The following is an 11,624-nucleotide window of genomic DNA, read 5'->3' on the forward strand; positions in this document are numbered from 1 at the left end:
CAGTGAACTAGCCGGCCCGCTGAGGCCCGCCGGACAGTGCCGGATAGTGCCGGACGCGCAGGTCAGCGGCAAGGTCAGAGTCCGGGTCGTGACAGCCCACTCCGGACCTTGCCGAGCAGTCCGTGAGACGGTTGTGAGATGTCACGGCGATCCGGCCGGGGAGGGGCGCTGGAGATCAACAACCAGCGCCCCTCCCCTTTTGAGATCCAACTCACAAGCTTTCGGCAACCCAGGACCGACGCGTCCGTCCAACGCGTCAAACTCCACCACTCCCAGGATCGCGTGGCGGAGTAACGATCATCCGATCTTCCCCAGACCGCCGCCCGCCCTCGCATCCGGCGAGAGCGAAGGATCCCTCAACACACTGTGCCCGCCTGAGGAGTGTCATAGCCGGACATTACATTCTGGTCATGGACGAACTCGCACAGTTGTCGACTGCTGTCACGGAGTTCGCAGCTCGGACGTCGATGACGTTGGTGCCTGCGGTACCCGAGCACGACACCGGCTCAGAAGTCTGCATCCAGCCGGGCACTTTGGATCTACCCGGGTTCCTCTCGCTCGCCGAAAAGCTCGGCGGCGGCGTGCTGTACCTCAAGGCAGAGCCCTTTGAGCCGGAACACGATGACGCGGCTGAGAACCCGCCGGAGCACCTCCTCAAGCACCGCGGCAACATCGGTCGTGTCTCCGTCGCGTTCGCGGCGAACGGCATTGTTCACTTCTGGGAACAGGAAGCGCCCTGGTACTACGAGTGGCAGGACAGAGAGAACAGCGCGTACTCGCGGTTCCCGGCTCCACGCGGCAACCTCGACGACGGTCCGGAGCGGCTCAGCGGTGAGGAACGGGCACGACTCGCCGACGAGCTGGCGAACACGCTGCTGGCCTCACCGGAGTTCCGGGCCGCGAAGATGGGTGCCCGGCAGCGCGTAGCCCGGTTCGCGGTGCCGCCGGATACTCACGAGTGGGTCCGCTGGGACGCGATCCGCGAAGCTTGCGACCGGGCTGAGGTCCTGGCGCAGACGCAGTACGCCTCGATCACCGATCGTCTCGACGGCCTCGCCGCCGAACTGCTGACCACCCCCGCTTATCAACAGGCCAGCTCACCTGCCGCGCGCAAGCAGGTGGCCGAGCAGTTCCTCATCTCGCAGGCAGACGGGTTCAGCCCGCCTGCACACCTCCGTGACGAGCTGTACGCGCGATCACAGCGTCTCCTCAAGACAGCCAAACACCCCCCCGCCCTGTTATAGCGCTGGCAGCGCCGTTCCATCGCGGTGAACGGGCCGGGAGTTTCCAGGCGTTACCGACCGCTACCTCGACGGCGTTCCCTGGCTGGGAGCCTGGCACTATGGCTCTTCACCCGCACCCCCTCTCGATCAGTATCGAGTAGTAGGGCCGAGGGCGGAGTGTCGTTGCCGGTGAGGAGCGGAGTCGAGGAACAGGTTCGTTTGCCCGTTGGCGTCGGCCCCGGGGAACAGCTTTGTGGCCCACCTGAACCCACAGTCGGAGGGAACAGCGGAGCACCGGCGAACAGGTTCGCGAAGGACGTCGCTCTGTGATCGCCAATCACCAGCCATCACCCCCATAAGTTGCTCCCACGGCATGCTCTGGCAACGCGTTACCGGCCGTTGCCAAAGCCGGCCCGGCGGCAACTGCCACGACGCCATCCGCATGCCGCTGGTCGACAAGATCCACAATCCCGGCCGTACTCGTGCCGCCTGTCGCTTCGGAAGATGAACCGCGTGCGGCAGCCAGCGTGTTACCGGGCACCTCCATCACGGCAGCCGACTCTGGACCGGTTATGTTGTGGATTTCGGTAGCTACCAGCCGCCGCCGTCGCCACCGTACTGCGACCAGATGTTCTCCGCTGCTGGGACGACGGCTCGGGCCGCCCCGCGCAGGTGCGGCAGGGTGGTTTCGTCGGCTGCGACAGCGTTGAGGAGGCGACGTAGCGCATCCGCGAGGCCGATCATCTCGTCACCGATCCTGTCGATGTCGATGTCGCTGGCGGCGTTCAACTCGAACTGGCCAGCGGTCGTGATGTCCCGCAGCAGCGCCTCGCCAGCAGCATGGGTCGGGCAGTAGCGGCGGACCAAGCGGCTCTCAACCACTTCGTAGAGAACGTCGAGGGCTTGCGTGCACCACTGCTCGGCCAGAGCGAAGACGTCACGCTGCGGCACAGCTTCGGCGTCGAGCAACACGGACACCACCCGTGCGACGTAGAAGCCGTTGAACGCATAGGCAAGCCGAACGAGTGCCGGGGAATCGTCCAGGGCCTCTTCGACCTTGCGGGTCGCCTCGGCCAAGCGCAGCGACAGGTTCGGCAGCCGGCAGGTATTCGCGTCAGCGGAGGTCGTCACCAGGCCAGTGTCCGCCGACGTCCGTGCGGAGTCGAGAAGACAGACCATGACCACCGTGCGTTTCTTGTCGGTAGCGATTAGTAGCATTCCGGCTATGTCTGCGTTGACCTACGAGGTGAAGGACGCGAAGAGCCCGGTAGCCGTTTGGCTGCGCACCAGGTTCCCCCAGCACAAGGAGATCCAGACCGCCTTCCGAATCGGGGCCGGACCAGCGCAGGTTCTGCCGTTGCCAGCGGTGGCCTCGGGCACGCAGGGCGCGGCTATCGACTGGTGGCTGCGAATGCTCGTCGACCGCGCCGTGTCGGTGGACCTGCCGCTGGCCGGGTTGATGTCGCAACGCGCGCCGTGCGTGCGGGCCGGGCTGGAGTTGCTGCTGGAGCTAGGCGGGAAGGAGGCGGCAGTCGAGCCGACCGAGGGGCCTGACAAGCAGGCTCAGACGGTGGGTCGGATGGAGCCGGCCCGCTTCGCCGCCCGTCCGGACGAGTGGTGGGCGCGAGTCTGTTACGCGCTCGCGCTGCTCGTGGAGCTGTCCCGGGCCGTGTCTGTAGAGAACTCCCGGTTGATGCGTCTGGGTGTGAATAGCCGGGCGGCGGATCTGCTCGCGCTCGCCAACGACGACGAGGTCGCCGACCTGGTCGCAATGCGGGACCTAGCCCGGACGAACCTACTTCCGGCGCTGCCGTCCGGGCCGGCGACGACGGGGATGACGTTCGACGGCAGCGCCGACCTCAGCGCTGACGCCGACTTGATCGTCAGCGGCGTCCTGGTGGACTTCAAGGCGAGCCAAGGGCGCAGACCACGGGCCGACGGCACCCGCGCCGCCGGGCTGGAGCGCTCCGATATCGACCAGCTCCTCGGCTACGCCCTGATGGACTACTCCGATACGTTCGCCCTGCACACGGTGGCGATCTACGCGGTGCGCTTCGGCTACTACGCGGCCTGGCCCATCGCCGACCTCTGCGCTCAGATGGCCGGGCATTCCGTCGACTTCCCTGCGCTACGCAAAGAGTTCGCGGAGATGCTACGAGTTGACTTGCCGCCCCACCTGGGCCGACAGCGCCGATAGAACCTCCGGACGAGCGCACGAGGGGCTTCTTGACCGACGCGCGCCTGGTGCACGGACAAGGCTGGGACACGCGCTACCACCGGAAGTGGTGCTCACGACGCGACGCGACGCGCAAAATAGAACAACACGATGGCGTGTTATTATTTTAGGTAGCGTAAAGGGTGGAGGGCACCGCCAACGGCGATGCCCTCCGGGTTGAGCAGTTACGACTCGCGCGAGTTGCAGCTCGCGGCGAGCCATCCGAACAGCGCGAGGAGCCCCACTGCGAGGTGGGTCTCCTCGCTGCCTGCCAGCCCGTTCAGGGCGGACAGTATCTCGCAGCCGAGAGCCACCTCAACGAGCAAGGCAAACTTGCGCTGGTCCGGTTCTTCCGGTCGTTCCGGCATCGCGTACCTTTCGGTCGGAGTACCTCTCTACGGGAGCCCGTAGAGGGGCGCCACCGTACGGGCCGCCGAGGTACCGCCGAAAGTGTTCGGATGGGGAACTACCGAGGGCGATCGTACTCTATGCATTCCTATGTCAGCGCCTGTGTCTCGCGTCGGTAGATGTTCGCTCCGAAGCCAGGTAGCCGCAGTTCGCCACATCGCGCCCGGCTGCTCTCGTACCGAATCTGACCCGACCCGCGCCTGTGCCTGTGCCGGAAAACCGGTGCCGAAGCGGTGTCAGCGTGCCCAGGTGCGCGGCAGCGTTGGCGAGCTGCCGGATTGTATGTTGCCTGCTACTTGCCAGGTTCGAACCTTGCCGCCATCACGCCCCAAAGTCAGGGAAATCCAAGTCGATGGTGCCGTCCTCTACGAGGTCTTCGCCCGTCCACCACCAGCGGTTGAGCCCATGCGCAGAGCGCGAGGACCAGGTGCGTCCGACGGTCACGCCTGGACCGACTGCAAGCGTCTGTGTGGTGGTGAAGAGTGGTGGCACCCAGCCCTGCCTGCCCACGATCACCCCGGCGACGAGATCCGGCGTGATCAGAAGCTCGGGCTGTTCCTGCGCGTCAAAGCACAGTCGCCACTCGCGCTCGTGCAGCCAGTCAGCCGAACCCGGGTCGTACCGCACACGCCGGTTCCGCAGCTTCGTAGGTAGGCCATCAGTGGCGTCCAGTTCGTCGGTGGACAGATACAGCACCGGCCGGACACCTCTCTCGATAAGGGCTGCACGATGAAACAACAGGCCCCAAGGAGCGTATGGACCGCGGCTGGCCACGACACCGTCACGCAGCATGATGCGCCGTGCAGCCTCCGATGGCTCGCTGAAGCAGATCACCGGCTCGCTGGTTCCGAACACCGACGCACCGTTGAGCTTGCCAGCGATCAGAATACTGACCAGCCGTGCCTCGGCACCGAAGTCAGCGTCGACCTTCTCCCCCGCCGCCTCGGCAAAGGCGCGCGCCAGCCAAGCGCTCGCGCTGGCTAGCTCGCCAACGCGCCCGTCCAATATCTCCCCGGCGAATACGGGCGGATTGTCCCCTACTCCACGGGGCCGCCCCGTGAAGTGCACGAAGGTGGTGGGCAGGTCAGGGTGGACGCCAATGCCAGGAGCAGACACGAGCCCTCCATCGCTCGGAGACAGCCGACTTCGGCCGACCGCGGTAATCATGCCTGCCCTGCCCTGGTGGCAACACCTCGCCATCAACGTGCTACACGCCCGGCCGGGCAGTGCCAGCATGTCGTCTCGAACACGGACAGCTCGACGGCTACCTGGCCACGTGGCTGGCTCCCAGGCTCCCAGGCTCCCGCCTCAGGAGCCGGATTGAATATCGTGCCTAGTGCGTTGTCCATGAACGTTCGCCGGGTCTGACTAGTCAGGCGGCATTGGTGCGGGGGCGGCCCCAGCGGTGTTGGCGTTCGCTGCGGACGCGGGCGCGTTCTCGGCGTTGGGCGGCCAGGACGTCGGGGTGACGGGCGTTGGCGTTGCGCCAGCGCAGGTATTTCTGCGTCTCACGGGCCAGGATGGTGTGGTTCGGATGGTTCGAGTTCGCCATGGTGAAGGTGCGTAGCTGTCCGAACTGGGCTTCGATCGGGTTCGCCCACGACGCGCTGGTCGGGGTCAGGCAGAGTTCGACCTTGTTCCGGTCCGATACGAGCAGGTACAGGCCCTGTTCGCTGCGGGGAAGGGCATCAAGGCCATTGGTCGGGAGCTCGGCCTGGCCCGGGAGACGGTGCGCCGGTTCGCCCGCGCCACCAGCGTGGAAGACCTGCTGGGCAAGGCCAGGGTCGGTGGCCGGCCATCCATTCTGGACGAATTCACCGATTACCTGCATCAACGGTGGAACGCCGGATGCACCTGCGCCACCACTCTCTACCAGGAGATCACCGCGTTGGGCTATCGCGGCAGCTACGGCACCCTTCGCGGTTACCTGCGCCCGTTCCGCGCCCACGGCACCGCGCCGACCGCCGTGGCGCCGCCCAAGGTTCGGCAGATCACCGGCTGGCTGCTGCGCCGCCCCGACAGCCTCGACACCGACGAACAGCTCAAGCTCAGAGACATCCGGGGCCGCTGCGCGCACCTGAACGCCCTCGCCGGCCACGTGACCGCGTTCGCCGAGATGCTCACGGGCCGCCACGGCGAGCGTCTTGACGCGTGGATCGCGGCGGTCGAGGCGGACGACCAGCATGACCTGCAGTCCTTCGCCGCTGGCCTGAAGCGGGACTACGACGCGGTCCGCAATGGTCTGACGCTGCCCTACAGCTCGGGCACCGTAGAGGGCAACGTCAACAAGATCAAGATGCTGAAACGACAGATGTTCGGCCGCGCCAAGCTCGACCTGCTCCGCAAGCGCGTCCTCCTCGCCCCGGTGAGCCGGGTCGGTGCTGCCAGGGACCAATCTCGATCAACAAAAGTGGGCCAGATCCAGATCCAGTTTTCAGCAGCCGCCGTTAACAAAAGTAGTGGGGAACAAGGAACAGTCGCTCCTGTTCTCGCCCTGGTCGTAGAGCAGGGAACAGTTCTGGGAGGCCAGATCGGCAGACGGAGAGAACAGCAGAGCACGCAGCGAACGTTCAAGCAGTGGTCCCGCGCTTCGCTCGGACCGACCAGGTCCCGGCGAATCGTTTTCTCGACCGGTTCTGGCAACGGCGTTACCAGCCGTTGCCGTCATCCTTCCGGACAGGGAGCCGCCGGCACGAGCAGCTCGACCGGCGGCCCTCCGCTGGGCTCTCGTCGGCGTCACTGCAGCCACCAATGGGTTACCACCCGGTGCCACACTTTGGGCGAAGGGCTAGCACGCGCCGACGGCACCGAGCCGTACGACGTGTCGCTGGACAGTGTCGCTGGACATCGGCTCCTGCAAGATGTCGTACGCCGCTACATGACGGACGACGTCCGGCGGTAACGCCTCAGATAACGCCTTCCTCGCAGCGTCGGGGTATGGAGTACAGACCGGCCGGGCCCTCCTTCCCGACTGAACAAGGCGATCTGCGGGTCGTCAGCTATGGCGGCGGCGTCCAGTCGACGGCGCTGCTGGTTCTCGCCGCCACCGGAAAGATCAGCTTTCCCACATTCCTTTTCGCCAACACCGGTCGCGACTCCGAGGACCCAGCAACTCTGGAGTACCTCCAGCGGTGCGCCAAGCCGTACGCGGCGGCGCACGGCATCGAGATTCACGAGCTGCACCGCACACGCCGCGACGGCACCGTAGAGACCCTGTGGGGCCGACTCACCCGCGAGGGATCCCGAAGCCTGCCCATCCCGGTCCGCATGTCGAACGGCGCACCCGGCACCAGATCGTGTACCGCGGATTTCAAGATCAAGGTCATCGGGAAGTGGTTGAAGCAGCACGGCGCGAGCCATGACAGGCCGGCGACGGTGGGCATCGGCATCAGCCTGGACGAGATCGAACGGGTCAACAGACGCCAGGCGATGCCGTACGAGATCCCGGTGTACCCCCTGCTCGACCACGATCCTCCACTACGCCGCCACGACTGTGCGGGCATTATCGCCAGGGCGAAACTCCCGGTTCCGCCCAAGTCCGCGTGCTGGTTCTGTCCTCTCAAGACGCCCCGAGGCTGGGGCGAGATGCGGCGCGATCGGCCGAGCCTCTTCCACTCGGCCTGCGACCTGGAAACTCTCCTGAACGCGCGGCGGAGCACGCTCGGCAGAGATCCGGTCTGGCTGTCGCGGTACAACCGCCCTCTCGCCGAAGCGATCCCCGAAGCGCAGCAAACCCTGCCAGGGCTCGACCTTGAACCTGGCGACGGCCTCTGCGACAACAGCTCTTGCTTCACTTGACCAGCGCCGACAACTGCTCGGTACGAGCATCCGAGGGCGGACGCGACGCGCCTCGGTCGGTTATCCACAGGGCTTCGCTGCCGTTGTGGACAGAGTTCTGGGCCGTGGAAAGGATCCGGGAATGGACTACATCACCGCGCTGCAGCAGGCCATCGCTCGTCTGGAGGAACGGGGAATCGTCGACGACACGGAGGCGCAAGCCGGCCTGCGCCTGGCCTGTCTGGCCTTCGACTCTCCGGATGTGCCCTCCCAGCAGTGGGCACTGCTCGGGTTCGAGTTGCTCACCACGCTCGCCGAGCTGTACCCCGAACCGGCACCGATCGCCGTCACCGTCACCACGACGCGGTCCTCGATCGCGTCCACCACAACGCAACGGACCCTCCTCCGCCTCGTCTCCGTGCTGGGGGACGGCTACGACCAAACGAGTCAGCAGCCGGAGGTGTCGGCCCAGCGCCGCTTCGCCTACGCCGCGACAGCCGAGCGATTGAACGCCGCGGTGCGAGGTCTGGTGTGACGTACGGAAACTGGCTGTCGCGGGCGCACGACGAGCTCAGCCGCGCGCAAGCACGCCTACCGTCCGATCCGGCGGTCACTCTCGATGACGTCGGCGCGACCGTCGTGGCCCGGCAGCGGGTCTATGCCCGGCTGGCCAAACTCGTGGAGCTGGTCGTCGGCGGCCGACCGGCTCGTGCCGACATCGACCGCGGAACCGTCGATGTCGCTCTGCGGATGCAGGCGGGGGATCACATGACACGGCTCTACCTGGGACTCACCGCTGCGGCTCGGACCGACCGGCAGGCTGCCCGCGCCACGGCCCCGATCTGCCGGGTCGGGCGCCATCTGGAGTCGGCGGCGGAGGCGATCGCGGTGGCCGGGGAGATTCTGGCCGGTCACGCGCCGCCGGCCCGGGAGCCGCTGACGCCGGAGGGCGTGGCGATTCGTGCCGGTGCCGGGCGGAAAGCCGGCTTGGCCGACATCGCCGTACTGACCACCGACATGCTGGCCATCGACGCAGGGCTACCTGAGTGGCTGTCCGGCAGCCATCGACTCGCGTACGGCGCTTTCGAGAAGGTGGCGGACGAGGCCCGCTGGACCAGCAACGGCTACCTGACCGAGGTTGTGCACCAGCTGATCTCGGACGCCGGCGACGCTCCATCACTGCTGCACCTGCTGGAACCGCCACCACCGGTCCCGGTAGGTCGCCGGGCGATCAGCGATGGCGCGTCGGCGCTGCGCTCGCTGGTCGCGACGCGAGACTGGATGCACCGCAACCCCGGCGAGGTGCGCGTCATGCACCTGGCCAAGGCGACCCAAGCGGCACTCGCGGTCAGCGCACTCGCCTCACCCGGCGCTGTTGGAGCGGACTGGCGATCGTGGAGCGCAGCGGCCCACGCGGCCGGTCAGCTACACGGCACGCCCCCACAGGGCCCGGCAGCAGCGCAGACAGCTCGTGAGCTTGATCTGGTGACAAGATGGGTCCGTCCGGGGCCACCGCGACCAGGCCATGTCACCAGCCGTGGGTTCCGACTCGAAGCGATCGACAAGCTGGCGGTGGTGCTCCCGTCGCTGTCGGAGGTTCTGCGTGTGGCAACCCAGACGGCCGCTAGCAACCGCCACTTCTTCCTTCTCGGCCGCCGGGAACTCGAACGCATGCCCAGGTCGCTCGTGTACCACGCTGTTGCACGATGGTGCGTTGCGCAGCCAGACGACGAGCAGGTCTACCGGTTGAGGTCAGCGCTCGCCGCTGTGGGCGCCTCCGCACTCGCATCGGCGCCGTCGCAGCTACCCCGCGCCGCACCACGCCTGGCCAAGCTCGCCTTTGCGGCGGTCGCCAACGCGGCACCGAGCCAGCAGGCGAAAGGCGCGATAAACCGGGCGGCGCAACAGGTTCCGCCAGCTCCGAGCCGTCACGACCATGCGCGCCGGTGAGCCGACGGCGCCGCACCCGTTCGCGTTCTGGTCCGCTCGCCTTTAGCAGCCTGGCTATCGGCGCATCCACCTAGTGCAAAGACGGGTACGACTGCAGAGCTACATCGAGCGCAGACGGTTTCCCGACGATCGGCCGTATTGGCAGCCTACGTATCGACAAGAACCTGAGCTTCCCCCGGGATGTGGATACCGGATTATGCCGCGATCTGGTGCAGCGTAGCCGGTGGCGGGTTCGTTCCTAGTCGGCGGGGCCGATGTAGCCCAGCGCGGAGTGGCGTCGGCGGTGGTTGTGGAGCGCAATCGATCGGAAGACGTCGCGGCGGGCGTCGGCCCCGTTGGCCCAGGGGCGGTGGTCGACATCCAACTCTCGTTTGAGGGTGGCGAAGAACGACTCGGCCAGGGCGTTGTCGACGCCGCTCCGCCCCGTCGAGCGGCGGGTGCCGTGCCGTTGGCAGGCGTCGGCGAAGTCACCGTGCCAGCAGCACCCGACTCAGGAAGCCCCGCTCAGCAGACCCATCGAAGTCAGGGCGCCGCAACGTCGCATCCGCCCTTCGACTTGAATATGGTGCCGGGATGGGAGGAGGCAGTGAGTGGAGATCAGGACCATCGGTGGACGCCGGGCTACCAACCGCCGTGGCGCGGCCGAGTACCTGAGCATCCCGCTGAACACGGTCCGGATTAAGTCCAGCCCCGGGCAGCGCGGCCAGACGGGCTGGCCTGAGCCCCTTGGTGAGCGATTGGACGGTCAGGATTGGTTCGCCCTGGACGACCTGGACGCATACCGCAAGAGGTCCAGGCCGGCCCTTCCCCCACCTCCGCAGGTAGAGGATCCGGAGCGCGTGATCGGGGTGTCCGACTTCGCTCGTCTGAGAGACGTAGCGTTGGAGACCATCAAGACATACGTCAAGCTCAGCCTTGACGACTGGCTGGCCGGGCGCCCCGGCTATCTGCCTCGTCCACTCTCCCTACAAGCGCCCTATCAGTGGCGACTGGGTGACGCCGTCGCCTGGAGCTTCCCGACCGAACGTCGCACGAGCAGCGGCCGGCCGCCGGGCCGACGTCCGACGACCGCAGATCTTCGACGTGTCCTAGCAGTGACAACCGCAGGAGAGCCGAAACCTACCGCCCGGCAGCTCGCCGCCCTGCTGTCCGTGGAATTCGACCCTCCGGTCAGCCTCCAAACGGTGTATCGCCTCATGAGACGACTGCGCCAGGAGGACGATGCCGCCGCCTGCCAGTCGGGCGACTAACCACCCCCTCCCCCGCCCTCAGCAATCTGTGGAGACAGGGGTGGTAACGCCTGCTCGGCACAATCATGAGCAGGCGCGCGATGGCGCGCCTGATGATGCTCCTGAGCGAGCGACGTGGGGGTGAGCCTTCGTTGCGGGGACCTGTCCGCGCGACGTCGGGGGCTTGCAGCTACGGTTTGGGGGTAGCATTATATAGCTAGGTGTGGCTCAACAGCGGAAGGACGAAGACGTGCCCCTCAAGCAACTCAAGGCCATTCGCTGGGCCGTACGCGCCACGCTCGCCCTCGGCGTGATCGCCTCCACCATCGCCAACATCCTGCACGCCGATCCGCACCCGATCAGCCAAGCGATCGCGGCCTGGCCGCCCCTGGCTCTCCTGCTCACGATCGAACTGATCTCCCGCGTTCCGGTACACCGCCCCGCGCTGGCCGCCATCAGGCTCATCACCACGGCGATCATCGCGGGGATCGCAGCCTGGGTGTCCTACTGGCACATGGTCGCCGTCATCGCACGCTACGGCGAAACCGGAGCGGGCCCCTACCTCATACCCCTCACTGTCGACGGACTCGTGATCGTCGCATCCGTGTGCCTGGTGGAACTGGGCGGCCGAATCCAGGCAGCATCCACGACGCAGTCGCAATCCGGAGACGTGCCCGGTCCATTCAAGGGCGCCACTGGCGCCACCAACAGCGGCGACCAGCCGGAGCCAACACCGATCGCCCCGACGGCTGCACCTGATGGATTCTCGAAGGGTGCCCCCCGGGGTCGGCGAAAGGCAGCGATTGCAGAGCAGGCGTCTAA

Annotated in this window: 10 protein-coding genes and 2 pseudogenes; 7 read left to right on the plus strand and 5 right to left on the minus strand. The window is 66.7% G+C overall.

The genetic code is table 11. The features are described from left to right. Window positions 1-476 precede the first annotated feature (476 nt). A complete protein-coding gene (locus tag Van01_RS32205) occupies window positions 477-1,244 on the plus strand; it encodes a hypothetical protein (RefSeq protein ID WP_204015668.1) in 768 nt (255 codons plus the stop codon). Between the two features lie 570 nt (window positions 1,245-1,814). Here the strand turns inward: Van01_RS32205 and Van01_RS32210 are convergent. Then, complete coding sequence (locus tag Van01_RS32210) at window positions 1,815-2,354, minus strand: hypothetical protein (protein ID WP_204015671.1); 540 nt, start codon at window positions 2,352-2,354, stop codon at window positions 1,815-1,817. A gap of 94 nt (window positions 2,355-2,448) precedes the next feature. On the opposite strand from Van01_RS32210, the gene Van01_RS32215 reads away from it, so the two are divergent. After that, on the plus strand, window positions 2,449-3,420 hold the full coding sequence (locus Van01_RS32215) for a hypothetical protein (RefSeq protein WP_204015673.1): 972 nt from the start codon (window positions 2,449-2,451) through the stop codon (window positions 3,418-3,420). 203 nt (window positions 3,421-3,623) lie between these two features. Here Van01_RS32215 and Van01_RS32220 read toward each other — a convergent pair whose 3' ends face one another. The 3 genes and pseudogenes from Van01_RS32220 to Van01_RS33690 form a co-directional block, all read right to left on the minus strand. After that, window positions 3,624-3,806 carry a hypothetical protein gene (locus Van01_RS32220; protein WP_204015675.1) on the minus strand — a complete coding sequence of 61 codons (183 nt, stop codon included), beginning with the start codon at window positions 3,804-3,806 and terminating at the stop codon, window positions 3,624-3,626. A gap of 361 nt (window positions 3,807-4,167) precedes the next feature. Next, window positions 4,168-4,962, minus strand: a complete 795-nt coding sequence (locus Van01_RS32225; protein WP_204015677.1) for a hypothetical protein — start codon at window positions 4,960-4,962, stop codon at window positions 4,168-4,170. 256 nt (window positions 4,963-5,218) lie between these two features. Next, window positions 5,219-5,488, minus strand: a pseudogene (locus Van01_RS33690) (IS630 family transposase); the annotation flags it as partial. A gap of 87 nt (window positions 5,489-5,575) precedes the next feature. Between Van01_RS33690 and Van01_RS32235 the strand changes: the two are divergent. From Van01_RS32235 to Van01_RS32250, 4 genes are all read left to right on the plus strand, one after another. After that, a complete protein-coding gene (locus Van01_RS32235; protein ID WP_239099432.1) occupies window positions 5,576-6,748 on the plus strand; it encodes a transposase in 1,173 nt (390 codons plus the stop codon). 35 nt (window positions 6,749-6,783) lie between these two features. After that, window positions 6,784-7,644, plus strand: coding sequence for an adenine nucleotide alpha hydrolase family protein (locus Van01_RS32240; protein ID WP_204015681.1), 861 nt, complete (start codon window positions 6,784-6,786; stop codon window positions 7,642-7,644). A 121-nt stretch (window positions 7,645-7,765) separates the two neighbouring features. Then, complete coding sequence (locus Van01_RS32245; RefSeq protein WP_204015683.1) at window positions 7,766-8,158, plus strand: hypothetical protein; 393 nt, start codon at window positions 7,766-7,768, stop codon at window positions 8,156-8,158. After that, on the plus strand, window positions 8,155-9,573 hold the full coding sequence (locus Van01_RS32250; RefSeq protein WP_204015685.1) for a hypothetical protein: 1,419 nt from the start codon (window positions 8,155-8,157) through the stop codon (window positions 9,571-9,573). The genes Van01_RS32245 and Van01_RS32250 overlap by 4 nt, the downstream gene beginning before the upstream one ends. A 238-nt stretch (window positions 9,574-9,811) precedes the next feature. Here Van01_RS32250 and Van01_RS33905 read toward each other — a convergent pair. After that, window positions 9,812-9,988: pseudogene (locus Van01_RS33905) on the minus strand (integrase core domain-containing protein); the annotation flags it as partial. A gap of 1,064 nt (window positions 9,989-11,052) precedes the next feature. Between Van01_RS33905 and Van01_RS32260 the strand changes: the two are divergent. Further along, window positions 11,053-11,624: DUF2637 domain-containing protein (locus Van01_RS32260; RefSeq protein WP_204015687.1), on the plus strand; the 572-nt coding region annotated here is incomplete at its 3' end.

This window comes from Micromonospora andamanensis (genome assembly GCF_016863495.1).
In the GTDB taxonomy this organism is placed as follows: domain Bacteria; phylum Actinomycetota; class Actinomycetes; order Mycobacteriales; family Micromonosporaceae; genus Micromonospora; species Micromonospora andamanensis.

Excerpts from the sequence above, each read along its gene's own strand:
- Van01_RS32215 (WP_204015673.1), top strand. The coding sequence starts at position 2,449 with ATGTCTGCGTTGACCTACGAGGTGAAGGACGCGAAGAGCCCGGTAGCC.
- Van01_RS32220 (WP_204015675.1), bottom strand. The coding sequence starts at position 3,806 with ATGCCGGAACGACCGGAAGAACCGGACCAGCGCAAGTTTGCCTTGCTC.
- Van01_RS32240 (WP_204015681.1), top strand. The coding sequence starts at position 6,784 with ATGGAGTACAGACCGGCCGGGCCCTCCTTCCCGACTGAACAAGGCGAT.
- Van01_RS32245 (WP_204015683.1), top strand. The coding sequence starts at position 7,766 with ATGGACTACATCACCGCGCTGCAGCAGGCCATCGCTCGTCTGGAGGAA.